Source organism: Stenotrophomonas sp., from assembly GCF_050737075.1.
Taxonomy (GTDB): Bacteria; Pseudomonadota; Gammaproteobacteria; order Xanthomonadales; family Xanthomonadaceae; genus Stenotrophomonas.
The window spans coordinates 29,336-52,561 of sequence record NZ_JBOHXV010000013.1 but is presented as its reverse complement, the minus strand read 5'-3'; the positions used below and the strand labels follow the sequence as shown (position 1 = coordinate 52,561).

The 23,226-nt window shown below is 65.0% G+C and carries 34 protein-coding genes and 1 tRNA gene; 12 read left to right on the top strand and 23 right to left on the bottom strand.

What is annotated here, in order from left to right:
* Position 1: 1 nt before the first annotated feature.
* The 13 genes from ACREPD_RS04985 to ACREPD_RS04925 form a co-directional block, all read right to left on the bottom strand.
* Positions 2–481, bottom strand: a complete 480-nt coding sequence (locus ACREPD_RS04985; protein WP_431598287.1) for a hypothetical protein — start codon at positions 479–481, stop codon at positions 2–4.
* A 2-nt stretch (positions 482–483) separates the two neighbouring features.
* On the bottom strand, positions 484–930 hold the full coding sequence (locus tag ACREPD_RS04980) for an N-acetyltransferase family protein (protein WP_431598286.1): 447 nt from the start codon (positions 928–930) through the stop codon (positions 484–486).
* Positions 927–3,140, bottom strand: coding sequence for a hypothetical protein (locus ACREPD_RS04975; RefSeq protein ID WP_431598285.1), 2,214 nt, complete (start codon positions 3,138–3,140; stop codon positions 927–929). The genes ACREPD_RS04980 and ACREPD_RS04975 overlap by 4 nt, the downstream gene beginning before the upstream one ends.
* Positions 3,140–3,751, bottom strand: coding sequence for a hypothetical protein (locus ACREPD_RS04970; RefSeq protein ID WP_431598284.1), 612 nt, complete (start codon positions 3,749–3,751; stop codon positions 3,140–3,142). The genes ACREPD_RS04975 and ACREPD_RS04970 overlap by 1 nt, the downstream gene beginning before the upstream one ends.
* 69 nt (positions 3,752–3,820) lie before the next feature.
* Positions 3,821–4,339 (bottom strand): hypothetical protein, encoded by a 519-nt coding sequence (locus tag ACREPD_RS04965; RefSeq protein ID WP_431598283.1) that lies wholly within the window; start codon positions 4,337–4,339, stop codon positions 3,821–3,823.
* Positions 4,340–4,398: 59 nt separating this feature from the next.
* The gene (locus tag ACREPD_RS04960) at positions 4,399–5,262 is read right to left on the bottom strand and encodes a phage capsid protein (RefSeq protein WP_431598282.1); all 864 of its coding nucleotides are present in this window, start codon (positions 5,260–5,262) and stop codon (positions 4,399–4,401) included.
* 226 nt (positions 5,263–5,488) lie between these two features.
* Positions 5,489–5,785, bottom strand: coding sequence for a Gp49 family protein (locus ACREPD_RS04955; protein ID WP_431598281.1), 297 nt, complete (start codon positions 5,783–5,785; stop codon positions 5,489–5,491).
* Positions 5,786–5,809: 24 nt separating this feature from the next.
* Positions 5,810–6,643 (bottom strand): hypothetical protein, encoded by an 834-nt coding sequence (locus tag ACREPD_RS04950; protein ID WP_431598280.1) that lies wholly within the window; start codon positions 6,641–6,643, stop codon positions 5,810–5,812.
* Positions 6,621–6,863 (bottom strand): hypothetical protein, encoded by a 243-nt coding sequence (locus ACREPD_RS04945; protein ID WP_431598279.1) that lies wholly within the window; start codon positions 6,861–6,863, stop codon positions 6,621–6,623. The genes ACREPD_RS04950 and ACREPD_RS04945 overlap by 23 nt, the downstream gene beginning before the upstream one ends.
* Positions 6,860–8,431: a portal protein gene (locus ACREPD_RS04940; protein ID WP_431598278.1), complete on the bottom strand. Its 1,572-nt coding sequence runs from the start codon at positions 8,429–8,431 to the stop codon at positions 6,860–6,862. The genes ACREPD_RS04945 and ACREPD_RS04940 overlap by 4 nt, the downstream gene beginning before the upstream one ends.
* A gap of 29 nt (positions 8,432–8,460) precedes the next feature.
* Complete coding sequence (locus ACREPD_RS04935) at positions 8,461–8,598, bottom strand: hypothetical protein (RefSeq protein WP_431598277.1); 138 nt, start codon at positions 8,596–8,598, stop codon at positions 8,461–8,463.
* Between the two features lie 95 nt (positions 8,599–8,693).
* Positions 8,694–9,035 (bottom strand): hypothetical protein, encoded by a 342-nt coding sequence (locus ACREPD_RS04930; protein ID WP_431598276.1) that lies wholly within the window; start codon positions 9,033–9,035, stop codon positions 8,694–8,696.
* 3 nt (positions 9,036–9,038) lie between these two features.
* Entirely contained in the window at positions 9,039–9,653 is a 615-nt protein-coding gene (locus ACREPD_RS04925; protein ID WP_431598275.1) for a hypothetical protein, read from the bottom strand.
* A gap of 131 nt (positions 9,654–9,784) precedes the next feature.
* Here ACREPD_RS04925 and ACREPD_RS04920 point away from each other — a divergent pair, with 131 nt between their 5' ends.
* Positions 9,785–10,072 carry a hypothetical protein gene (locus ACREPD_RS04920; protein WP_431598274.1) on the top strand — a complete coding sequence of 96 codons (288 nt, stop codon included), beginning with the start codon at positions 9,785–9,787 and terminating at the stop codon, positions 10,070–10,072.
* A 208-nt stretch (positions 10,073–10,280) separates the two neighbouring features.
* On the opposite strand, the gene ACREPD_RS04915 is transcribed toward ACREPD_RS04920, so the two are convergent.
* From ACREPD_RS04915 to ACREPD_RS04895, 5 genes are read right to left on the bottom strand one after another with little or no spacing between them, the layout of a single operon-like run.
* Complete coding sequence (locus tag ACREPD_RS04915; RefSeq protein WP_431598273.1) at positions 10,281–10,511, bottom strand: hypothetical protein; 231 nt, start codon at positions 10,509–10,511, stop codon at positions 10,281–10,283.
* A 17-nt stretch (positions 10,512–10,528) separates the two neighbouring features.
* On the bottom strand, positions 10,529–11,242 hold the full coding sequence (locus tag ACREPD_RS04910) for a hypothetical protein (protein WP_431598272.1): 714 nt from the start codon (positions 11,240–11,242) through the stop codon (positions 10,529–10,531).
* On the bottom strand, positions 11,232–11,450 hold the full coding sequence (locus ACREPD_RS04905; RefSeq protein ID WP_431598271.1) for a hypothetical protein: 219 nt from the start codon (positions 11,448–11,450) through the stop codon (positions 11,232–11,234). The genes ACREPD_RS04910 and ACREPD_RS04905 overlap by 11 nt, the downstream gene beginning before the upstream one ends.
* Positions 11,443–12,891, bottom strand: a complete 1,449-nt coding sequence (locus ACREPD_RS04900; RefSeq protein WP_431598270.1) for a replicative DNA helicase — start codon at positions 12,889–12,891, stop codon at positions 11,443–11,445. The genes ACREPD_RS04905 and ACREPD_RS04900 overlap by 8 nt, the downstream gene beginning before the upstream one ends.
* Positions 12,888–13,874: a hypothetical protein gene (locus tag ACREPD_RS04895; RefSeq protein WP_431598269.1), complete on the bottom strand. Its 987-nt coding sequence runs from the start codon at positions 13,872–13,874 to the stop codon at positions 12,888–12,890. The genes ACREPD_RS04900 and ACREPD_RS04895 overlap by 4 nt, the downstream gene beginning before the upstream one ends.
* Before the next feature lie 50 nt (positions 13,875–13,924).
* Between ACREPD_RS04895 and ACREPD_RS04890 the strand changes: the two genes are divergently transcribed.
* On the top strand, positions 13,925–14,134 hold the full coding sequence (locus tag ACREPD_RS04890; RefSeq protein WP_431598268.1) for a hypothetical protein: 210 nt from the start codon (positions 13,925–13,927) through the stop codon (positions 14,132–14,134).
* 13 nt (positions 14,135–14,147) lie between these two features.
* On the opposite strand, the gene ACREPD_RS04885 is transcribed toward ACREPD_RS04890, so the two are convergent.
* Together ACREPD_RS04885 and ACREPD_RS04880 are read right to left on the bottom strand one after the other, a co-directional pair.
* Entirely contained in the window at positions 14,148–14,411 is a 264-nt protein-coding gene (locus tag ACREPD_RS04885) for a hypothetical protein (protein WP_431598267.1), read from the bottom strand.
* A 255-nt stretch (positions 14,412–14,666) separates the two neighbouring features.
* Positions 14,667–14,873: an XRE family transcriptional regulator gene (locus ACREPD_RS04880; RefSeq protein ID WP_431598266.1), complete on the bottom strand. Its 207-nt coding sequence runs from the start codon at positions 14,871–14,873 to the stop codon at positions 14,667–14,669.
* A 62-nt stretch (positions 14,874–14,935) separates the two neighbouring features.
* Here ACREPD_RS04880 and ACREPD_RS04875 point away from each other — a divergent pair, with 62 nt between their 5' ends.
* The 9 genes from ACREPD_RS04875 (at position 14,936) to ACREPD_RS04835 (ending at position 18,172) form a co-directional block, all read left to right on the top strand.
* Positions 14,936–15,601 carry an XRE family transcriptional regulator gene (locus tag ACREPD_RS04875; RefSeq protein WP_431598265.1) on the top strand — a complete coding sequence of 222 codons (666 nt, stop codon included), beginning with the start codon at positions 14,936–14,938 and terminating at the stop codon, positions 15,599–15,601.
* Positions 15,598–15,855: a hypothetical protein gene (locus ACREPD_RS04870; protein ID WP_431598264.1), complete on the top strand. Its 258-nt coding sequence runs from the start codon at positions 15,598–15,600 to the stop codon at positions 15,853–15,855. The genes ACREPD_RS04875 and ACREPD_RS04870 overlap by 4 nt, the downstream gene beginning before the upstream one ends.
* A gap of 90 nt (positions 15,856–15,945) precedes the next feature.
* The gene (locus ACREPD_RS04865) at positions 15,946–16,173 is read left to right on the top strand and encodes a hypothetical protein (RefSeq protein WP_431598263.1); all 228 of its coding nucleotides are present in this window, start codon (positions 15,946–15,948) and stop codon (positions 16,171–16,173) included.
* Positions 16,170–16,322 (top strand): hypothetical protein, encoded by a 153-nt coding sequence (locus tag ACREPD_RS04860; RefSeq protein WP_431598262.1) that lies wholly within the window; start codon positions 16,170–16,172, stop codon positions 16,320–16,322. Before ACREPD_RS04865 ends, ACREPD_RS04860 begins: the two co-directional genes overlap by 4 nt.
* 207 nt (positions 16,323–16,529) lie before the next feature.
* Positions 16,530–16,724, top strand: a complete 195-nt coding sequence (locus ACREPD_RS04855) for a carbon storage regulator (RefSeq protein WP_431598261.1) — start codon at positions 16,530–16,532, stop codon at positions 16,722–16,724.
* A 71-nt stretch (positions 16,725–16,795) separates the two neighbouring features.
* A complete protein-coding gene (locus ACREPD_RS04850; RefSeq protein WP_431598260.1) occupies positions 16,796–17,203 on the top strand; it encodes a hypothetical protein in 408 nt (135 codons plus the stop codon).
* A 107-nt stretch (positions 17,204–17,310) separates the two neighbouring features.
* Positions 17,311–17,451, top strand: a complete 141-nt coding sequence (locus tag ACREPD_RS04845) for a hypothetical protein (RefSeq protein ID WP_431598259.1) — start codon at positions 17,311–17,313, stop codon at positions 17,449–17,451.
* Positions 17,448–17,798 (top strand): hypothetical protein, encoded by a 351-nt coding sequence (locus ACREPD_RS04840; protein ID WP_431598258.1) that lies wholly within the window; start codon positions 17,448–17,450, stop codon positions 17,796–17,798. Before ACREPD_RS04845 ends, ACREPD_RS04840 begins: the two co-directional genes overlap by 4 nt.
* Positions 17,795–18,172, top strand: a complete 378-nt coding sequence (locus ACREPD_RS04835) for a hypothetical protein (protein WP_431598257.1) — start codon at positions 17,795–17,797, stop codon at positions 18,170–18,172. The genes ACREPD_RS04840 and ACREPD_RS04835 overlap by 4 nt, the downstream gene beginning before the upstream one ends.
* Positions 18,173–18,409: 237 nt before the next feature.
* Here ACREPD_RS04835 and ACREPD_RS04830 read toward each other — a convergent pair whose 3' ends face one another.
* From ACREPD_RS04830 to ACREPD_RS04820, 3 genes are all read right to left on the bottom strand, one after another.
* Complete coding sequence (locus ACREPD_RS04830; protein ID WP_431598256.1) at positions 18,410–19,381, bottom strand: tyrosine-type recombinase/integrase; 972 nt, start codon at positions 19,379–19,381, stop codon at positions 18,410–18,412.
* Positions 19,382–19,535: 154 nt separating this feature from the next.
* A tRNA-Thr gene (locus tag ACREPD_RS04825) sits at positions 19,536–19,611 on the bottom strand.
* Between the two features lie 90 nt (positions 19,612–19,701).
* On the bottom strand, positions 19,702–21,252 hold the full coding sequence (locus ACREPD_RS04820) for a hypothetical protein (RefSeq protein ID WP_431598255.1): 1,551 nt from the start codon (positions 21,250–21,252) through the stop codon (positions 19,702–19,704).
* A gap of 281 nt (positions 21,253–21,533) precedes the next feature.
* On the opposite strand from ACREPD_RS04820, the gene treA reads away from it, so the two are divergent.
* Entirely contained in the window at positions 21,534–23,150 is a 1,617-nt protein-coding gene (gene treA, locus ACREPD_RS04815) for an alpha,alpha-trehalase TreA (protein ID WP_431598254.1), read from the top strand.
* Positions 23,151–23,226 lie beyond the last annotated feature (76 nt).

Sequence of the window (23,226 nt, the reverse complement as noted above, 5' to 3'; positions counted from 1 at the left end):
GTCAGGCGCCCCCTGCGGTGCCGGCGCGCTTCCAGCCGCGGCCGTTGTTCGATGCGGCGCCCAGCAGCGAGGTGCCGGCCTTCACGTAGCCCGCCGTCCTCGCCTGTTTGCCGGAGATGCGGTAGCCATCGGCTTCCGCGCCCAGCCGGTTCACGCGATCGGTGCCACCCGCGAGCGCTAGGAAGGCGTCCTCTTCCGAGTCACGGGTGATCTGCTCATCGATGCGCAGCGCGGTGTCGCTGTTCACGTCCACGCCGGACTGCGCGATGGTGGCGATCGCATCGGCGCGCACCTTGTCGCGCTGCTTGCGGATACGCATAGCCTCGACCTCCGCCGCGCTCTTGGCGGTGCGGGCGTCGGCCTCGCTCTGCTTGGCCAGGTATTCGTTGTAGTCCTGGGCCTCCTTGCCCTGCTGCACGGCGGCGCCGGCGGCCAGTAGCGCGGTGCCCCATTGGATGATTGGGATGGCGGCTGCGCCCATGCTTACTCTCCCGTGTATTCGAAGACAGTGCCGGTCGGGGTGAACCCGATGCCCTGGTAGACCTGCGACGTGCGCTCATGCGTCACGCCGGTGGTGATACCCGCCTGGATGAGGTCGGCACCCACGTCCTTGCACCAGCGGACGTACTCGCGCAGCAGCTGCACGCCCAACCGCGAGCCGCGGTGCTGCTTGGTCACGTAGATGCCGTACTCGCCGGCCACTTTGGCGTCGGCGAACCAGAATTCCTCGCAGTAGCCGGCGGCCATTCCGACCAGCTGGCCCTCCGCCTCCGCGACGAACACACAACCATGCCCATCGATCAGTGCGCGGAACAGGCCGGCCATCTTGGACGGCGAGAACGGATAGGCGACGTAGCGCGACTCGGCGTGCATCGCTTCGGAGAGGACCAGAAGATCGCCGATGTCGGCGTGCGTGGCGGAGCGGATCATTTGGCGTTCACCGTGGTGGTTGAAATTACGGCCTGCAGGTGGAATGGATATGGCTGCTTCTGTTCGACGACGACGTGGAAGTCGCCCCGACCCCAGCCCAACGTCTCCACCGGTACGTCGCCGGTGAATGGCTGCGGCGGCTTGTCCAGTACGCCAAGGCCAAGCGGGCGCCCGAAGATCAGCTGCCCGTTCACCGTGGCGCCAATCGTTTCGAGGAACCGGCAGGTGACTTCGGAGATCCGGACACTGCCGCCCTGCGAGGTTCCCTCCTGCGTCTGCACCTCGGGGCGCAGCATCTCGACCCGGGACACGTACTGCAGGCCGATCTCCACCGTCTTCGCTGCGCGTTCCAGGGTGATTTCGCCGCCGCTGACCACGCGGTCCTGCAGCTCCACGCCATCTGCCTTGACCTTCACGGTCATGCCTTCCAGGTGGGCCAGACCGGTCCAGACGGTGCTGCCCGCCGGGTCAACGCCGGTGATGGCGCTGTCGGTGTTGAGCGAGGGGTCGAAGCGTTCGACATACCGGACCTGTTGACCACCCACCTCGCGTATTACGATGGCCCACACCTGGTCGCCAGTCTCGGTCGGCAGCGTGGCCACAGCGTCGAAGCGGCCTTGCGTGGACTGCCGGGCCCAGCCGATCACGTCCTGGTCCCGGTCGAAGGTGAGGACTGCCAGCTGCCCATCCGCCATCAGGGTGAACAGGAGCGGGTCCGGCTCTGCCTGGTAGGCCAGCCCAGCGACGCCAGCGCGGGTGATGTGCTCCGCCAGCACCGTCATGTCCGGGGCACCGAACTGGTCGGAGTCGATCTTGTCGGCGGAGAGCGCGCGGATCTTGCGCCCGCCGCGCTGCACGAACAGCAGCTCGCCGCCAATGCGCTCTGGCGACACGATGCTGCAGCCGAAGTTCGATTGAGGCTTGATCTTGTTCTTGGCGTTGGGCGCGATCGCCGAGTCGTCGGTGCCACGGATCGTGGTCTCGCCGCCGTTGCTCAGCGTGACCAGCGCGCCCAGGCCAGTCAGGTGCGTGATCGTGTGCTGCTGCTCGCTGGCCGCCGAGAGCGACATGGCGTCGTCGGATTCGGCGCCCAGCTCGAAGTCCAGGTATTCACCGATGCGCGAGCCCCACACGGTCTGCGGGAACATGCGGGAGCCGGCGCACCAGAGGCGCTGCTCGAAGAACGTGCCGGTGCGGGGATAGCCGTTCTTCCCACCCCAGGCGCTGCCCATCAGGGTCCAGGCGAGCGCGGGGGAAGCTACGAGTGCGGACATGACGCGGCGCAGCTCGCCGGTGGCCACTGTCGAGGACGACACAGCCGTGATCTGTATCAGGCCGGCGTTGATGTCGACCCACTTGCCCACGTCCTCAGCGCGCCAGCCAGCCTGCCCCAGCGTCAGCGTGATCGCTGCGCCCACGGCGGGTAGGTCGGTGCCGCTGCCGGCGGGCCAAGTCGGCGTCAGGGTGGCATATGGGCTGCCGGTGATCAGCCAGTCACCGTCGGCGATGACCAGGCTCGGGAACGGCGTCAGCACGTCGGCAATAACGACCGTGCCGCTGGTGAAGGCAGTGATCAGGGCCAAGCCGCCCTCGGTCTCGATCTCGCGGCCAACGTCCGACGCCATGAAGGCCCCGGCGCTTGCGGTCAGCGTCCTGCCGGGGCCGAGAGCCAGGCTGTCCAGGGTGAGCGACGCCGCCGGCCGGGTGCCAACTTCGGCATACGGCAGGTTCACCCACGGCACGTCCTCCAGCACCCACGCGGCGTTGCCGAAGCGGCGCAGGCGGCGGGTCGGGTAGTCGACGTGGAACAGGAACATCGTGTCCCCGCTCTGCACGTAGTCGATCGAATCAAGGTCGGCCTCGGCATAGTCGCTCTGGATCTCGTACGGGGTGAACACGCCCGGCGAGGTCTCGGTCTGCACCTGCGCCCCGTTCTGCAGGTACACGCGGATGTAGGCGTCGCCCACCTCCAGCATGTAGGCCTGGTCGCGGTTGAACACGTAGGGGATCAGCACGCCGTGCTTATCGCCGTGCTTGGCCGGCTGGGTGAAACGCAGGCCGTATCGACCGATGACTCCGCCCTGCACCAGCACGAACACGTTGAGCAGCACCTTGGCGCCGTTGTTGTACCGGTCGATGTCCGAGCGGCCGTACAGGCGCGGGCTCAGCTCGCCGGCGGTGAAGTTGGTCTTCATCATCGCTGCGCGCATTACCAAGCCCTCCCAAAGCCGCCCGCGCGCGCCGCCAGCAGCGGGAAGTCGCCCAAGGTCTCGGGCGGGTCGTCCTGCCCGTCCACAGCCCGCGCCTTGTCCATCAGGTTGCGCAGCTCTGCGGTCTTCAGCTCGACCATGCTGCCGGAGGTGGTGATCGGGTAAGCCAAGCGCACGGCCATCGCTGCGGTCATCACGTCCACCAGCAGCGAATCCCACTCGTTCTCCGGTACGTCGGCGATGTAGACCAGCGGGAACACGACCTCATCGGCCAGCAGATAGCGCCCCTCGGAGCGGTATGTAATGCGCTGCCCGTTGCGCTCGTCGCCCACTGCCAGCGTGCGCAGCCAGTCGCCCGGCAGGAGGAAGCGGCTGCGGAACCCGAACACCGGTGCGGATGCGTCGGGGGAGAGCTGCACGCGCTTGATGGCGCAGTTCCAGGGATGGCCGCGGAGGATCGACTTCTTCAGGCCGGGGTAGATGCCGGCGCAGAGCTTTGCTCGGTCGAGATTCGGCTCGTAGCTGGCCTCGTCGAAGCTGGCGATCGGCTTGGCCCCGAGAGACAGCAGCGCGTTGGAGCAGATACTGACGTCGGTTGCGGTCTCAATCATCGCTGCTGGTCCTCATGTAGAACCGGGGGCACGTGGCCCCCGGCATGTACTGCACCCGATCCGGAGGGATCAGTTCCCGTCGATGAAGTGGCCCTTCAGCGCCACGAAACCGGCAGCGGTGGCGCCGGCGGTGAGCGTGGCGCAGACGTCGTACTGGATGCCCGGATCGGTGGCCAGGCCCAGCAGGCGCCATACCGGCCATTCCAGCTTCTCGACGGTGATCAGGCCGGACTCGCGAAGCACGTTGGTGCCGTCCAGTGCCGCCGAGAGATCCTGCGCCGACGCGAAGAAGTCGGCATCGACCACAGCGCCGGCGTTACGCGTCGGCAGGTCGTACAGGCCGATGTCCGCCGCGGCACCGGTGAGCGCCGTGCAGGAGGCCAGGACCGCGCCGACGCGCCAGCCCGAGTTGATGGTGAAGAAGTGCAGGACGCTCGCGGTGCTGTCGCCGTTGGCCACCGCGATGACGCCGATGGATTCCTTGACGCGCCCGGTGGCGACCTTGGTGGATGCGAGCTGGGAGACGCCGGGGGCGGCTGCGGAGTCGCGAGCAGTGATCGCCGCGCTCCCCTTGTTGACTACGGCCATGATGTGTTCCTCGTACTGGGATGGGGTGGAGGGCGGCGACCGAGATCACCGCCCGGCGGTCAGGCTTCCTGGACCGCGATTTCGACGACCTTCTCTTCCTCGATGCGGGTAGCACCGATGGCCTGCTTGGCGTACACGCGGACGTTGAAGCCCTTGCCCGGGTCTTCGCCGACGCGGGTGGTGGTGTCCTTGCCGATGCCCAGCGCCACGCCGGACTTCGCCCAGGCGTACAGGAAGCGGGTGTTCCCGACCTTGGGCAGCATCTCGGACGGGATCCAGGTGAAGCCCAGCCACTTGCCCACCACGTCGCCCGATTCCAGGAACTTGCTCGCCATGAAGTCGGCCGAGGTCAGCGTCGAGTCCGACAGGATCTCGCCCGCCGCCTGCGCGCTGTAGGCCATGTAAAGCTCTTCGCCGCCGATGGCATCCGCTTCCTTCTGGCGGAACATGGTCTTGGCCTGGATGATCTTGGCCTTGGTCAGGCCCGTGCCGGCCACGGCGATCTTCTGCGACGCCGGCAGAGCGACGTTGCCGGTGGCGCTGCGCGAGTTGCCACCCAGGACGCCGATGACGACCTCGTCCTTGGTGCGGTTCATGGCGTTGACCATCGCCTTGACGTAGTCACTGGTCGGGTCCACGAGCATGCGGACCTTGTCCAGGTCATCGATCATGTCGCCGTCTTCCCAGTCGAACAGGTCGATGAAGCGGGTGGAATGCGGCTGATCGTTGATCGGGGTGTCGCCGTGGCGGACCAGGCGGCGCTGGGCCTTGCGCTGGCCGAGACGGTTGACCGACTTCGACATGCCCACGATGCCGGGCTCGAGGGTCACAGCGCTCTGGAAGCGGGATTCGGTCTGCTGGGCGACGTGCTTGAAGTTGTCGGCGAACTGCTGCACGAACGCTTCGGTGATGTACTGGCTCATAGAAACTCCGAAGGGATGAAGGGGTGTTCGTGCCTGCTCGGTTGTCCCTGGCGGGGCCGGGCGGTTCGCGTGGCATCGGTGCGCGGGCTTGGCTGGTTATCCGAGTGCCACCTCGGGCCAGATGCCTGCGAGTGTTGGCGTTGTGTGAGGTCGGTTTCCCGACTATTTCCAGAAACGAAGAAGCCCCGCGCTTGGCGGGGCTTCGATGGTGTCCAGCTGCTGGACGTCAGCCGGCCAGCTTGTCCCGCAAGCGGAAGCCGAGCAGCTCCCATACCTTCCCGACCGCGTTCTGGCGGGCAACCTTGTTGCCGATCTCGGCATCGAAGTTCTCGATGCTCACGGCAGCGCTGATGCCCTCGACCGTGAAGCCGTTTGAGAGCGTTAGCTGGCACACGGTGGTGCGCCCGTTGGGCAGAACCGTGTAGGTCTCGCCGGAGATGGCTGCCGCCACGTCATCGGGGGTGATGCGCGGCGCGGTCAGGCCCTTGGCCTGGATTTCCTGTTCGATCGTCTGGTCGTTCATTGCGTTCCCTTGGCTGTGATCCGATTAACGGGTGGCGCCAGCGCCGAGGCGCTGCGACTGGGTGCCGTAGCGCTTCTGGTACAGGGCAGACAGCTCCTGCACCTTCTGGTCGTGCTGCGGGTGCTTGCCGTCCATGTAGGCCGGGTCGGCCTTGATGGCGGCGATTCGGCCATCCCAGTCCTGCTCGGCGACGGCGTTGCCATTGATCGGCTGGTCCTCCTGCAACTCGGCGCCCACGGCGGCAGCGAAGTGCAGGAAGTCGGGGTCGTCACCGAACTTGTCCATCAGACGGCTGTAGCTGCCGGCGGCGTCGCCTTCGGAGGCGAAAGCCTTGGCGGCGCGCGCGGCCTGTCCCAGGTTCTTCTGCATGGCTTGGTCGTCGGTCCACACCTTTGCCAGCTCGCCGCGGGCTTCTTCCTGCGACATGCGGGCATTGCCGGCCAGCAGCTCCGGCGCGAAACCGAAGTATTCGCTCAGGAAGAAGTTGACGTGTTCCTGCGGGATGCCCTTTGAGTGGGCGCGGTCGATGATCCCCTTGAACAGCGGGTCGCCCTTCACCTCGTCGACGCTCACGCCGTCCGGCAAGCCCTCGATCACGTACTCGTCGGCGGTCTTGGGCAGCGTGCCGGTCGGGCGCATCTTCTCCAGCTCTGCGTAGCTGCTGGCGAGCTTGCGGGCGGAGGCTTCGATGTCGAGGTCCGTGCCGCCTTCTTTGGCGGTGCGGAACTTCTCCGGGATCCAGTCGTTGGCATTCGCTCCTGCTGCCCCCTCGAGCAGCGACGCACTACCCTGGCCCGACGCGGCAGCTGCACCTTCGGGGACGCCTTGGTTCCCATCATTCGTGTTCGTCTGGCTCATCAGCGGTTACTCCATTGGCTCGGTTGCATTGGGTGACGATGAAATCCACCACGGAGCGGGCGCCCTCGCGGTGGTAGGTCTTGAGGGCGGCGTTCTCGCCGTCCAGTACGGCAGGCCGGTGGAACCGACGCGCCAGGTCTTCCAGGATCAGGGCGCCTTCTGCGTGGTTCTCGAAAACGCGGGCGTACATCTCGGGGGTGGGCTTGATCGCATCGGTCATGCGGCGGTCGCCCGCTGGATCTGCGCATCTGCGGCGGTGGACATGGCCTGCTCACTCATCTGCTGCTGCTTCGCTGCCTGCGCAGCTTGGGCCTGTGCCTGCTGCTTGGCCTCGAACTCCTCGGGCGTAAGCAGTACCCGGCTCGGCACGCCCAGCCCCTCCGCGGTGATCTCCATCGCCACGGCATCGTTGATCCGGTCGAGGGTCGTCGTATCCCCGCGCATCTTGGCAACCGCACCAGCGGACGCGTAGAGACGCTCGATCGCGGTCACATCCGCCAGTCGCTGCGATCGCGCCATCGGCGAAACGTACTTCACCGAGTAGTCCCGCCCGGACAGCGATTCAGGAGCTGCACCGAGCACGCCGGCCCGGTAGGCGATGCCGAAGCAGCGCTCCACCAGCGGGCGCAGGTACTCGGCCTGCAAGCGGCCGTAGATCGGCCCGAGTAGCTGGCGGATCAGCTCGACGCGGACGTGTACCTCAGTGGCGGTCATGGCCGGGCCGTCCTGCGGCTGCAGCTGGTCGGCCATCAGGATCTTGCGGATGGCCGATTGCAGGTTACTGACCAGGTACTCCGCCATCTGGAAGTCGCTGCCGGTGGACAGCGGCTTCATGGAGTCGGTGGAGTTGGCCACGATGATCTTGCGCGGGCCGATCTTGACCGTGCGCGGGTTGAGCACACCGTCGTCCTCGGCGATCCACATACCGGCAACGGCCAGGTCGGCGGCCGCCAGCTGCATGCCCTTCAGCTCGTTGAGGGTGCGGATGTCCGGGAGAGCATCGAACACCGGCCCCACGCCGTAGCAGCTGTTCTGGATCCGCATCCATCGCGGCGCGACGATGGGGAACTCGTGATATCCCGACTCGCGGACCAGGTGCTTGGTCTTGGCTTCCACCACCACCGACGCGAACGGCAGGTTCTTGGCCATGCGGGCGCCGACGGCGTAAGTCTGCCGGGGCTCGATGGCGTGGATGAAGGCCACACGCTCATCTGGCTTGTCCTTGGCGAGCTTGCGGGTCTGCTCGCTCAGGTTGTCGTGGCCGAACGTGGCAACCGCGGCCGACGCCGACATGGTGTGCTCGCGATAGCAGGTGTCGATCAGCCCGTCGCGCCGGGTGCTGGTCAGGTAGCAGCCCGAGATCGCCCACTGCTCGAACGTGAAGCCACCACGCTCGCGGTCCTCGTCGATGTAGAGGACGAACCAGCCCGCAGCCACGGCGTCGATGCAGCCCTCGTAGGCCTCGGCGTCGAAATTGGACTGGTGGATGTTCATCCACAGGGTTTCGGCCGCTTCGTCGAAGAAACGCTTCTCCTCCGGGGTCTCGTCCTCGATGTCCAGCTCGAACCATCGGGAGTTTGCCGGGGTGAGGCCGGACATGATCGCCGAGGCCAGCGTGCGCGATCCGTCCGTCCCGGTTCCGTCGAAGATCCGCGCCTTCCGCGCCTGGGCCTGCTGCGCGTCGACGGTGTTGCCGTCGAAGCCATCGGACCGCAGCGGGAAGGTGTAGTCGTAGCACTCGCGCCACACGTTTTCGTGCGGCTGGCGCTGGCCCTTCAGATCAGTCATGCGCTTGCAGATGCTGGCACCGGTAGCCATCAGGCACCCCCGAGGGTCGAGCGGCCCTGCGCCTGGGCCAGCAGACTCGGAGTCGAGCCGACGCCCATCAGGCCATCAGCCCCCAAGGTGAGCAGGCTGCTCTCACGGCGACGACGCCGGCGGGATGCCAGTGCCATGTTCGCCTCCGATGCGGCATTGGCCTCGGCCACTCGCTGCTCCGCCACCAGGTCGCGCTCTACCACCTTGGGGGCCTTCTTCGATCCGCACATGCTCAGCTCCTTCCGCCGCTGGCCAGCAGCGACTGCGTGCCGCCCTGCCCCATCAGGCTCACCGCGAACGCGCTACGGCGCTTCAGGCGAGCGTTGAGGGAGGAGGAGGTGGTTTCGTTCGCCGCATCAGCAGCAGCGGCCAGGGCGTTCGGGTACTGATTCGCCACGTCGGCCTTGGCCTTCGCTTCAGCGGCCTTCTCGGCCTCGACCTTGGCTGTCTCCTTGCGGATGCGGCCGGTCGGATCGCCCACGGCGGTCTTGGTGATGCCCAGCGGGTCGACGTACTTGCGGTTCTTGTTGAACAGCGAGCCGGACGGCGAGAGGATCTGGCGCGTGCTGCACATGGCTCAGGCCTTCTTCGGCGCTTCGGGTACGACCCAGCCCTGCTCGGTCAGCACGGCACGGCGCGGCCCGATGGTCGCGGGATCACCTGCATCGCCTGCAGACTTGCCGACGTCCTGCTGGGTGGCCAGCTCCGTGCCGCGCTCCTGCCAGTCCGCTACGGCGGGCTCGTCCAGCTGCAGGCCACGGGTGGAGGCCCATTCCTCGAGCGCGTCCATCGCGTCATGCGGGGTTTCGGTGGAGCCCAGGCTGATCACCTTGTCGCGGGTGGTCAGGAAGCCGAGGAAGTCGAACAGCGCGCCGGCCACAACGCCGGACACTTCCGGCGGCAGCGGGATTTCGTAGCTGGATGGGGTGACGGTGGCCTTGGGCGGCGCGAGCGCGGCGTTGATGGCGCCCAGCACGGTGACGCGGCCCTTGCCGTCCGTCTCGATCGCGTGCAGCAGCCGCAGCTCGTCGGGGGTCATGGTGGCCAGGCCTTCGATGACCTCCGGAGCGTTGAGGGCGGCAATGGCCTCCAGCTCGGCGCGCTTGGCGGCCTGGGGATCGGCCGGGGTATCGGACGGGGTATCGGTCAGCGGTTCGCCGGGGGTCTGCGGCTTGAGATCGGGGGCGGGCATGGGCGGCTCCAGCACAGTGGGTGTGCGGCCAGTCTGCTCAGCGATCAGTGCGGGTTCCCGACTATCTGCCAATGCCCCGGGCCGCCCGCAGGCGGTACGATTGGCCCTCACCCAACAGCGGAGAACCGCGCTTGAACACGGACGATCAGACGAAACTCGCACGCTCCATTGGCCGCGACGTTGCCCAGGAGAAGGCGCTCCTGGCATTCATCGGCAGCCCGCGCAGGAACGAACCTGCGGCGATGGTGGAAATCCTGAAGATGAACTTCGAGATGGGCCGCACGCAGCTGCAGGGCCGCATCGGTGAGGCAGAACTGCCCGGCCACCTGTACCGCACGGCCGAGGATGAGTTCCGCAAGGTGAAGGAAGCGATCCTCGATGGCGTCAAGAACGGCAAGTACCAAGTGCCACCCCGGTGACCACTTTTCCTCAATTTGAGGAAATCCCCCCGCCAACCGTGCGCCTTACGGTGGACGGTTGCAGGCTGGGTGGCAATCCACCACCCAGTCAATTCACTCCAATCAGAGTGATTTGAGAAGGCAGTTTCCACCCAGAAGGGCGAATACCCCGGTTCCAAACCGGAGAAAGGTCGCGTTTCAAACCGGACCTTCACGCAACTGCCGGAAGTTAAGTCCTCGGCGCCTGGTGCCGGTTGTTGCCGGTCAGCCCTATCCACAGGTCGATCAGCAGCTCGCCGTCCGCATGCTTCGGCTCGGCCCCCTGCTTCCACCCCAGAATCGTCGACTTGGGGATGCGGGTCTGCTGCGACACCGACGACACCGGCACTCCCAGCCGGTTGAGGTCGGCCAGGATCTGGAACCAGTCGATGCGGCTGTCCTTCACGACGTGCCTGCTCATGCCATCCCCCCGTCTGCTCACCCACCGCCCCCGCCAAACGCGCGCGCGCGCGAGGCGGACCTATTCGCGCCCATCAACTCCCCTCTCACCGTTGCCACAACCCAGACGAATCCCTTGCCCGAAACTGCCCCGCGACGGGCTGCTGCTGCGAACATGTCCATGGTTGCGCCCTCTGCGATTGCTGCCAGTAGCGACGGGTGTCCCGGTGCGGTGCTGGTGATACCTGCCTTGCGCATTGCCAGGCACGCGCGAGCACCGGCAGCAGGATCGGCTGGGGCCAATGAAACTACGGCGGGCACATCACCATTGCTAGCCATTGGTGGGCGAATGGGCACCACCCCGCGAATGCTCGCCGTGCGCCTCTCACGCACATGCGCCTCCCTCACCAGCTCGGGGCAGTACCAGCACGCGCCCTGCTCCACCGACAGCAGCACAATCGGCTCGCCCTTCCTGCCTGCATGCGACGGCGCCCAGGTGAACTCTGCGCCCCGCTGATCCGATCCGCGCAGCACGCCGGCCGTGGCCAGCTCCCTGACCGTTGCCACGTCGGCGCCCGTGTCCTTCGCGATCCTCGCCACCGACGCCATCACCACGCCAGGGCGCTCCTGGGCGAGCAGGTGGAGCATCACGTCCACCCACACGCCGCGTGCTGCCGGGCTGCAGGAGCGCAGCCGCCGGTCCTTGAGCCAGCGGTCAGCGCGGAATCGCAGCTCGATGCGGTCAGCTGCCACGTCCATCCTCCCCAAGCTGTTTGGCCAGGCGCTCCAGCTTGGCGGCCTGTTGCCGTGCGATCGATGCGGCATGCCGGAACGCCTCCGCCACGGTGGATCGCTCCCCGCGCGAGCGCCACAGACGCAGGTCATAGACCCGGGCCTGCTGCTCGTAGGTGTCGGCGAGGTTGCGCAGCGCCTGCGGCCCGGTGGGCATGAGGTCAGTCACGGGAATACCCCCGGCCCTTCCCTGGCATCGGGCGCGCGATGCCACCATACGTCCTGCCACGGTCAGCCTCATTGAACGTTTGCGGTGCCTGCGGCAGCGGCCCGTCCCACTCGTCCAGGCGCATTTGGTCAAACCGATTGCGAAGGTTGATCCGAGCGCCCGACTTGATATGTCGTCCCTTGGCGAAGTGCATCTCCACGACGCCCTGCAGGTGCGTCTTCTGATCCGGCGTGTCGTAGTAGTCCTCGCGGTGCAGCAGCACGATGACATCGCCCTTCTGCTCGAGCTCGCCCGACTCGCGAAGGTCAGCCAACGTGGGACGCTTCTCCTGGCGACCTGTCAACTGTCGGTTCAACTGTGCCAAGGCCACAAACGGGATGTTCCATTCCTTGGCCAGGTCTTTCCCCTTCTGCAGGATGCGCCCGTACTCGAAACGAGCCATCCGCGGATCCACCTCGAAGTCGTGGATATGGTCCACCACCAGAAGCTGCAGTGGCGTGCGCTGATTCATTCGCCGTGCGCGAGCCTCAAACTGCCGGATGCTCAATGACGACGTGTCATCGATGTACAACTTCGCCTGCTTTAGCGCCCTGATTGCCGGCGTCAGCTTGCTGTTGTAGATCTCGCTGTCTTCATGATCCCTGGATGGCGCGCACACGTAGTCATGAGGCACCCGCGCCTCCGATGCAACGCTGCGATTGAGGCAGTCGTCCGTGCTCATTTCCAGACTGAACAGGCCCACCGTGGTGCCGTTGAGAGCTGCATGGGTCGCGATATTCAGTGCGGCCACGCTCTTGCCCATGCTTGGGCGTGCTGCGATCAGGTAAACGGTTGCGGGCAGCAGGCCTCTCGTAATCCTGTTGAACTCAGGCCAGGGCGTCTTGATGCCCATGGCCTTCTCTGGATTTTCGAAGCGCTCACTCCACTGCTCCCACCAGCCTTTCAGCCTTTCTGCGACCAGGCGCAGCCCGCCTCGCTGCGCCGGCTGCAGGTCAGCCACCTGCTGGGAGGCATCGGCGAGGATTTCGGCGAACTCCCGCCCATCCCTGCCCTGTGCCGCGGCAATCATATCCGCGCCGGCCTGGATCATCCGCCGCCGCCCATAGTGCTCGATCACGATCTCGGTGTAGCCGGCGATGTTCGCTGCCGACGGCGTGGTGCTCGCCAGCTCGATCAGGTACGCACCATCCCCCACCAGCTCCATCTTGCCCTGCGCTGCGAACCACTCACCCAGCGTCACCGCGTCGAACGGACGCTCGCGGTCGGACAGTTCGCGAATCGCGCGGTAGATCATCTGGTGGTCGCGGCGGTAGAAGGCCTCCTCGGTGAGGATGTCGGAAACCAGCGGCCATGCCTCTGGCGCCAGCATCAGGCCGCCGAGGACGGATTGCTCAGCGTCGATGCTGTGCGGCGGGACTGTAGCGTCGTGCCGGGCCATCATGGGCGCGCTCCGTGATAATTGCCCTCAAGGACCTTGGCAAGGTTCTCCTCGGACTTGACCAGCCACGGCAGACTGATCTGGAACCCGTTCACCTTGCCCATCAGGTAGTCGCTGCGCCGGATGAACTCGAACAGGCCGTCCCACCATTCGACCGTCTGCCGCTCTTCATCGGCCTTCCACCTGGTCTGCATGTGCCTCCTGCGCGGCTCGCTCCAGACCCTCACAACCGGGCACTCGGGCAGGATGCGCATGTAGCTGGCGATGATCTCGTCATGCGGACAGGCCGGCACGGCGCGCCGCTTACCGCCTTGGACCTTGTCACCCAGCAGATCGCCGTCAGCAGCGGCGGGTTCATCGCCGGCTGCTGACGAATCCACGCCAGTGGATTGTTCTTGAGTGAAATGGGGAGGAAGGGTATCGGTATCGGAAGGGAAAGGAGTCGGGCACGATCCCGATTCGTCCGTTAGATCATCTTTGTATTGTTTAATGGACGATCCGCTAGACGTAACTGCATCTCCGCCGGTTGAGTTTTCCCCGTCCGCCGGACCTTTAGCCGAGGTCTTAGGAGCGTCTGCTGCGAGCTTCGCGACGTACTCTGGATACATGGCTTCTGCTCGGGCGCGTCCATAGTCGCGGCAAGCTGCAGCAAACTTGGAGCGCTGACTCCGATCGCCAGCACCCGCTGCCCACGGGTTGTGTTCAGCCCAGTCGTGAACGCGGCGAGCACAGGTGGCGCCCTCCAAGAACCCCACGTCCATCATGGTGGCAACGAACGCACCGTCGTCGCCGGTCCAGTCGACCGCCAGCTCGATATCTTCGTCGGTCATGCCACTGAGGTCGCCGTCGCTTCGGTTCGCTGCGGTCCAGAGGAACAGGTAGATGCAACCCAGCGGGCCGGCAGCACCAAGCCGGCGAGCGAGCTTTTTGGTTTTGGGATGGCCTGGCAGGCTGGTGGACAGGCGAGCGTCTGTTGCTTCAGCCACGGCGGGGGCCTCCTGTATGATCGCCCGACACCCATCCAAGGACGAATGACATGGCCGAAACGACTGCACAGATGCTCACCCGCATGACCAAAGTGACCTCCCAGCGGAGCGACGACGCGGTGAACAAGTTGCTCAACGAGGGCTGGCGCCTGCTCTCCGTTGAGCAGGTTCCGATGCGAGACGGCGGCGACGCTTGGGTCGAAACGAAGTACGTTTTGGGATATCCGGACCAAGACTCTTTGGCTGGTCCGCAGGACTGAGCAACCACCGCGTTCATTGACCTTCTCCTGCACCGCAGGGGAAGGCCTCGGCGATCAGCGCCGCAAAGGCGCCAAGGTGCTCGGTGGTGATCCACGACTTGCCGGCCATCTGCGCGATCCACGTCAACGCTGATTCCGGCCCGCTGCAGTAGAAGTCGTACATGGGTTCGTCGTGCTGTCGGGTGCGGTCGAAGACCAGGACCGCGATGCGGCCATCTGGTAGGCGCTCTGCGAGGGTGACCAACGGGTGGGCGCTGCGGTCACGGGCGTGAGCCATTGCGTCCCGCATGCACTCGCTGATATGGCGCGGGGCGGATGTCGGGTTTTCCCCGGTGTGATCGTGTGGCATAGTGACCTCGGTCTCAACGAAGCCTCCGCACTTGTCTGGCCGACAGCGGGGGCTTCGTCGTATCTGGACGATGGGTTCTCGCGCCAGACACCCGAACGGCCACTACCACGCCCGGGATGCACGCTCTCCTTCACTGCGCCTGATCCGTTCCTTCGGCTCGGGCCTAAATCACTCTGATTGGAGTTATTTCGCCGCGCGAGCAGGCGGCGGCATGTTGGTCGTGTAGAGCTGGTAGAGGATGACTGCCGCCATCCCCTTGGGCTCTTTCGTGCGATCGGCTTTGATGTCGCAGATCGCGGCGGGTGACTTCCCAATCTGGCCGGCGAGCTGGGTTACCAGCCATCCCCGGGCCTCCAGGGCCTCGATCAGCTCTTTCCAAGTCATGTTCATTGGGCCATTATGGTATCCCAGAATGCAAAGTCAACTGCATTCCATAATGGCTTTCCATAATAATGGACACTATGGACACAATCGGTGAACGAATTAAGGCCGCGCGCGAGCGCTCTGGCCTGACCAGGGCGCAGCTGGCTGCACAGGCCGGTATCGCATATCCCACTCTTGCCGGGATCGAGAACGGGGACCAGCGAGGCACCACCAGGTTGCCGGCCATCGCCGCGGCTCTCAATGTGGATGCCAAGTGGCTGTTGACCGGGAAAGGAAGCATGGATGACCCCCACTCGCCGCAGCAGTCCGATGACTGGAGCGACGTGACGGCGTACTCCCAAGCCGTTGGCCTGGGCGCCGGCACCGAGGCGCAGGAGTACTCCGAAACCCATGCTCTCAAGTTCCGCACCAATAGCCTGAGGCGAAAGGGCCTGTTGAACAAAAGGCTCTCCGTCTACTACGGAAAGGGCGATTCAATGGAGCCCCGGATTCGCGACGGTGATGCGATTCTTTTCGATGAAGACGACACGCGGCCCGAGCACGGGGCGATCTTCATCGTCCAATGGAGAGGCGAGATATACGCCAAACGCCTGAAGGTGGTGGACGACCTCGTTCTCGTCGAAAGCGACAACCCTGCGGGTGATCACCACTGGAACAGGCCGAAGCGTCTGGACAACCCCCGTGATCCGGTCCAGATTGTTGGCCGTGTTAGGTGGATTGGCAGCTGGGAATGACTCTCCTGGGATGGATCGGGCTTGCCGCCTTTATTTCGGCCTTTCCGATCGCGCTATGGGTGGTACGCAGATGGGCCAGCCGGCGGCACGACCGTGTGCGTGCAGCCGCATGGGATCTGCTCACCCTCAGCGAAGAGCAGCTCGAAGCCATGCGGTCCAAGATTATTGAATCAAAGAGCTGGCCGGGTGAAGAGGCGGGGATCCTGCTGGAGGCGATCGAGCTCGCGAAGTCCAAGCGGAACCCGCATTCATAAAATTTATTATGGAATCCCATTGACACCGTTCTATGGGATGCCATAGATTAGCCCCATCGCGGCACGACGCCGGCAGATGGGAGGCACAAGATGCAACAGGGCAACAACAACCTCGCGGTCACCGGTGAATACCACCCGGCAGCGCCCGAGCAAACCTATACCGTGATCCTCAGCAATGGCGACGAGATGTTCATCGTCCCAGGCGTCAACGCGGAAGACGCAGCTACCCGCGCTGTCGCCAGCTGGGCCAACCGGTACGGCGAAGTCGTCGAAGCCGTCCGCGTCTGCCCAACCGGCGTAAACGGTGATCCGGCATGAAAGCCAAGAACCTCACCCGTCACATGCACAGCCGTCATAGCTGGGGCCGCTGGGAACGTTTCTCGCTGAGCGCTATCTCGGCCGCGCACGGCTGCCTCTTCATCGCCACGCGCAGTGGATCCGGCTACTACCAGCGCTTCGAGGGGTGATCCATGAGCCGAGAAAGCAGGCCCATTCGCGTTCCGCGCATCGCCTGGGCTTCGCTGGTGTTCCTCGCAGCGGTCGTCGTACCGCTTCGGGTTGCCGAGATACACAGGCAGAACCAGCGCCTAATTTTTGACCACGAAAAAGCATCGGGCGAGGTCTTCGCACCGTTACAGCCTACTTCACATCAGTGAATAAAGGAAACCTGATTCATGTGTAAGGAAAACCTGACAGGCGCAAATGCGCCGCCGTCCCAGCCTGGGGCGAAGGTCGTAAACCAGAAGGAAGGCGGAATTATCCGCATCGGCGACAGCATAGAAGCCGTCGTTCTCAAGGCGCGCGACGGGAACCTCCGGGTCGTCATCAGCGCCCCCCGCCACCTGCAGGTCAGCGCACCAAAACAGTGACGGCCCGAGCGCGTCAACGCCCGAGCCGTCTGCCAAGTAGTCCCATCACGACCAAGATCAAGGATGCCAACATGGCGAACAATAGTGTACCCCCGACGCTCGACCTGGGCGCAGTCGCCGCTGCGGTTGATGACGCCCTGGACGCCCCCTCCCTCTCCCACCCGAGCGGCAGGGAATATTACGATCAGGCATGGGAAAAAAATCCGCTAAATATGGCGATCACCAATCGCCTTTTCCGGATCGAGCGCTCTATCAAGGGGATAAAGGCGATCCACAGTGTCCTGCACGAGGACAAGACCCGCTCTGACTTGGCCCGTGATTGTTATGACGAGTACACCTACGAAGGCCTGTCACCCAGCGTCACCGAGAATTTGAACCTTGCCATTTTCGAGCTGCTGAACGTATCCGAGGGCTGCTTAGAAGAAATCCGCATGGACGAATACCAGATGGCGACCCTCCAGTCGAAGGGGGAGGCGTGAACACCTGTACGAACGTGATTCCTTTCCCCGCTCGGCCTCAGCGTGGGTTCCCCATTGGATGGCCGGCGGGTCCCGCCGGCGAGAAGCTGGAGTCCTTCTGCCGGGACATGCTTCTTGAGATCCACCTGCAGGGTCGGCACGACACGATCGAAGCGGTGCGCGTTCGTGGGCTGAAGATTTTCAACGAGCTGCACGAGACGGTTCACAACATGCGCCGCATTCACGGGGCGCGGGAGGTGATCTCATGATCGCTCCGAGCGTTCCATGCGAGCTGCAGGCGCACACGTCAGTGATGTTCCCGCCGCCCGCCGAGGGGTTTGCGCACGTACTCGTGCAGGACAACCTCAACGCGCCCAGGTTCGAGAAGGGGGACGTCCTGCTGGCCAATCTGGCTCATACCGAGTGGCGCTACGACGGAATCTATGTCGTTGAACTCCACGGCAGGCAGTTGGTGCGCTATGTCATGCATCGGGGCGGACCCAAGCTCTATGTCTACTACCAAGCCGCAATCGGCCACGGGGAGTACATCGATAAAGCGGATCTGAAAATCTTGGCATCAATCACGGCCGCGAACACGACGAGGCGAGTGGCATGACCGCCGTAGGGGTCACCGACCTGCAAAAGCTGGTAGCCGGCATCGACGAGTTCACGGACTTGGTGGGGTGCGGCCAACTGCGTTCAGCGCGGGAGCTGCTTGAGCGCATGCCGGGCTTCCTAGCTGCGCTCATCCTCGCGAGCAAAGCCCAAGCGAAGACGGTGCCGAAGGGCGTGCAGAGGAACCATTACCGGGCGATGGCCGAGGACTTGACCCTCATCCGCGATAAAGCACTGAAGGCCATCCAGCTTATGGACACGGGAAAACACTTGGACGCGCTGCTGCTCAAGAGCAGCCTTGCGCTCGTGCGAGCTCTCATCGATCTGCAGGGCTACCAAGACGAACGCCTTGCAGGAAAGGAGGTTTCCCCATGACGGAGCATGACTCTACCCTGGCCGCCTTAGCCGCTCTGATCGAGGGCGACCGCTGGCTCAGCGCCGACTCTTGCGCGGTCTTCTTGGGCCTGGCCACGGCGGACGGCACTCCGAACCGTCGTGGCTTCCTCGAGCGCGTGGCCTGCCGCTCGTCCTTCCCGGCGCCCTTGGTGATCGGAAACGAGAAGAAATGGCGAAAGACCGAGGTAGACCGGTGGGCGCAGGACGAGCGAAAAATCAACCCAGCCGGCGCGCCATCTCCGACGCTGACTCGTCGTAGTAGATCATCAGAGACTTGAGGTCGCGGTGACCGATCACTCGGGCCAGCTGCAGGATGTCCAGCTTCTTGGACAAACGCCAGATGGCCTCGGCCCGGGTGTCATGGAAGTGGATGGACCGATGGGCCGTACGATCGCGCACCTTCCGCCACAAAGCATCGCGATCATCGGCTTCCAGCTGGAACACCGGACCGAAACCCAGCGGCAGCGCGCGCAGGATCTCCACAGCACGGCGACTCAGCGGCACGTCACGCGAGTCGCCGTTCTTCGTCTTGGGCAGATGCACAAACTGCGTGTCCAAATGGATGTTTGGCCAGGTCATCGCCAGGATTTCGCCTGAGCGCATGGCCGTCTCCATCGCGAACAGGAACGCCAAGCCCACGCGCTTCGTGGCCGTCGTGGCGGACAGCTCGTCTTGCAGACCGAAGGCCGCGGTGATATCGCGCTCCTCGTCGGGGGTAATGCGACGTGCACGGCCCTTCGGCGTTTTCGGCCAGCGCACGTCTTTCATCGGATTCTCGCGGATCCAGCGCCAGTCCCGCCTCGCCACTTCGAACACCGAGCGCAGCAAGTTCATTTCCCTTGCCACCGTAGCCGGCTTTACCTGGGTCAGGCGCTTGTCCCGCCAGTCGGCAAAGTCGTTGGCTGCGAGAGCGGCGATGCGTCGATCCGCCATCCCCTCCCGCTCGAACGAGCGCAGCCTCAGCACTTCCCACTTCTCCCCAGCGCGCTTGCTCGACTCTTCGTCGGCAAACCGGCGGAGCGCATCCAACAGCGTTCTGTCAGGCAACTTCGCGCCCTTCAGTTCGGCCTCGCGTTCAAGTGCCCACTGTGCCGCTTCCTGCCTGGTCGGCTTGGTCGTGGAATCACGCACGCCGGCCACGTAGACCTGCACACGCCACTTGTTCCCGTGTTTTTGGATGCTCGCCATGGGGAGCATCTTATGGGGAATCCGTGGGGAGGTGGCGCGGGCGAGTCGGGGTGAACCGTTGCGATGACGTAAACAAAAAACGCCCGAAACCGTTGTGGCTCGGGCGTTTCGGGGTGAATCCGGTTTGTCTCGTAGAGGTCCGGTTTCGAGGTGCTGGTGCCGGAAATAGGAATCGAACCTACGACCTACGCATTACGAATGCGCCGCTCTACCAACTGAGCTATTCCGGCTGAGCAGGCAATTCTAAGGGGGCGGGCGCCGGGGGTCAATCCGCCCCGGCGCAAGCGGCCCTCGGCCGGCTGAACGGCCCCATGGCCGGCTTACTGCGCGGAAAACTCGACCTTCCAGGCCCCGTCGCGCAAGGCGAAGATGCTGGAGTCCGTGGCCATGCACAGCACCGGCGCCTGGGCGCTTGCCCGCAGGGGCTTGCAGTTGAAGGGCGCCTCGCCGGTCATATCCCAATCGTCCTTCTTTGCCGAGTAGGCGTACAGCTCCCAGACGCCACCCCACGTGTTGACGTTCCAGCGGGTCGACCACCCCGAGGTGGCGGTATCCATCTGGACGTCCAGGATGACGTAGGGCGGACGGCCAATCTGCTGCCAGGTGTCGCCGTGATCGGTCGAGTAATAGACCTTCGAGAAGGCGCCCTGGCTCCAGAGCGCCGAAAGCACACCCGAGGAAGGATTGACCCGAAGCGTGGAGGTCCGCTCCCTGGGGGGAATCGCCTTCCACTGCCTGGTGTCCAGATCCAGTCGCTGCGGCGTGTTGCCGGCCAGCAGGTAGTAGCGGCTGCCCGCCAGCTGCCCCTGCACGCCCGCCCAGCCCCACATGTCCTTGCCCTCCAACGGCAGCTCGCGGGAAAGCGTCAGATCGCTGAGGTCATCGAGCTGCGCGACATACACACGCACGCGTACCGTCTTGGCCGGCGGCTGCAGCCGCGGGACCAGCGGGATGCGCCCTGCCACGAAGGGATCGGTGTTCTCCGAGGTAGTCACGACCCAGCGGCCGGCCGCATGGTCGATGTCCACGACCGACCGCATGCTGCCCAGCGATGCGAGCGGGGTCCAGGTGATACCGCCATCGCGGCTCTCGCGGATGTACCCGTCGTCGCTTCCCGCGACCAGGCGCCCGTCCTGCGCTTCCACCGACATGATCTTGCGAAGGGTATCCATGCCGACGTTGCTCCACTCGCCGTCGGGCGTGCGCCTGCGCAGCTGCCCGAAGTCGGCCGGGAAGTACATCGTGCCGTCGGCGAGGATGGCCGGTTCGTCCTGCACGGGCAACGTGACGGTGCGGATCAGGCGGAGAAACTCGTCCGGGTCCTTGGCCGATATCAGCGCCTCGATCGTGGACGGTTTATTGACCTTGCGATCATAGGCGATCAGCAGGTCGCCGATCAGTCCCAGACCGGTGTTGGTCATGCCAGGGTCCATGGCCGGCGACAGGGCCAGGCTCGCGGGCCGAAGCGGCACGGGGTCGGTCAGCAGCGAGGCAAAGGGTTGCGTTGCCGCTGCCACCGCGCCCGAATGCTCCGCATGGGTGATGGGCAGCACCACGGTTTTGTAACCACCGACACTCACGGCCACATAGTCACCCAGGTCGGTAACCCGGCCGGGCTTGATCTCGAACGTCGGGCCATCCTTCCATTTCAGGAAACCCCAACCGGCAATGCGATAGCTGCCCGCGGGCAACCACATGCCCAGCGCCTGCATGTTGGCAACGGCCGGAACGGGGGCCGCCATCTCGATACGGATCTCACGCTTGCTGCCCACCGGGCTGACCACGAGCGCATCGCGCCCTCCCTTGGAGAACGAGGCATAGGCATAGCCATGGCTGGCCACCAGCTTGGCCGGTTCCTGTGGGGCACTCACTGCGATACCCGGCACTGCCAACAGCAGAACCGCCGCGAACATCATCCTGCGCATACGATCTCTCCCTGACATCCGGTCGCACCGACCGGAAGGCTCGAATTACCCACCATGGAATGAGCGACTTCACGGTGCGCCGCTCCCCAGCGACGCGCCCCCGTGCGGATGGTAGCGGGTCCCGCAGACTGCGTGAAGATGGTGCGGTTGCGCAACGTGCATGCCTGCCCCACCTGCCGTTGACGGAGGCGCCCGTAGAGTGCCCGGATGTCATCTGGAGGCACCGCATGCTCCCCTCTGTTCGCCTGACCGGGCTGCTGCTGGCCTCGGTGCTGTTCGTTGCCACGGCTGCGGCCGAGGTCCCTTCGCAGACGCCGCCGGATGAGCAATGGCAGCCGCTGTTCCAGGACGTACAGCGCGCGCATCTGTTCAATGACCAGAAGACCTTCGCCGACGCCGTACCCCAGAGCGACATCAACGCGATAGTCGCGCAATGGCAGCGTGCCCGGACACAACCGGGGTTCGACCTGCCAGCGTTCGTTGCCGAACACTTCAGCGTGCCCGGCGATACAGTCCCCTACGTCCCGCCTGCCGGCGAGACACTGCGCGCGCATATCGAGGGACTGTGGCCGGTGCTGACGCGCACCACCGCGGCGGTGGACCCGCGCGGCTCGCTGCTGCCGCTGCCCAACCCCTACGTGGTGCCCGGCGGACGCTTCCGCGAGGTGTACTACTGGGACAGCTACTTCACGATGCTGGGGCTGGCGGCCAGCGGGCGCTGGCAGCAGGTGCGCGACATGGTGGACAACTTCGCCTGGCAGCTGGACCAGTACGGGCATATCCCCAATGGCAACCGCAGCTACTACCTGAGCCGTTCGCAGCCGCCATTCTTCAGCCTGATGGTCGAGCTGCTTGCCACGCACGAAGGCGATGACGCCTACCGGCGCTACCTGCCACAACTGCGTACCGAACACGCGTTCTGGATGCGTGGTGCCGACGGGCTGGCCCCAGGTGCGGTCAGCGAGCGGGTGGTGCGCATGAACGACGGCAGCCTGCTCAACCGCTACTGGGATGCGCGTGCGGTGCCACGCACCGAGTCCTGGACGGACGATCTGGCCACGGCGGCGACCGTGCCGGACCGCGCGCCGTCACAGGTGTATCGCGACCTGCGCGCCGGGGCCGAATCGGGCTGGGATTTCAGCTCACGCTGGCTGGTCCATCCGGCAGAGCTGGGCAGTATCCACACCACCGAAATCGTGCCGGTGGATCTCAATAGCCTGCTGTTCCATCTGGAGACCACGATTGCCCGGGCGAGTCGCGCAGCGGGGGAACGCGCGGCGGCACGGGATTTCGCACGGCTGGCCGAGCAACGGAAACGAGCGATCAACACGTTGCTGTGGGATGAGCGGCAGGGCTGGTACGCCGACCGCGATCTGGAACGCGGCACGCCCCGCCCTGCCCTCACCGCCGCCGCGCTTTATCCGCTGTGGCTGAAGGTGGCCAGCACGGAGCAGGCACGCCGGACCGCGCAGGGTGTGCAGGCGCAGCTGTTGCGCGAAGGCGGGTTGCTGACCACCACGGAGAACACCGGCCAGCAGTGGGATGCGCCGAACGGCTGGGCGCCGCTGCAGTGGGTGGCGGTGGAAGGGTTGCAGCGCTACCGGCAGGACGCGCTGGCGCGGCAGATCGGGGTGCGGTTCCTGCGTACCGTGCAGGCGGTGTATGACCGCGACGGCAAGCTGGTGGAGAAGTATGTGGTGGATGGCTCTGCCGGTGGTGGCGGCGGCGGCGAGTATCCGTTGCAGGACGGATTCGGGTGGAGCAATGGGGTGGCGTTGGCGTTGTTGGATCGGTTGTGTGTGGAGGGGAAGCGGTGTGAGGGTGCGGGGGATGTGGGGGAGTGAGCGAAAGCCCAGAGCGCATCTGTGCAGGGGTGAGATATATCAGGGGGGAGGTTGCGATATCTAGCCGGAAGAACCC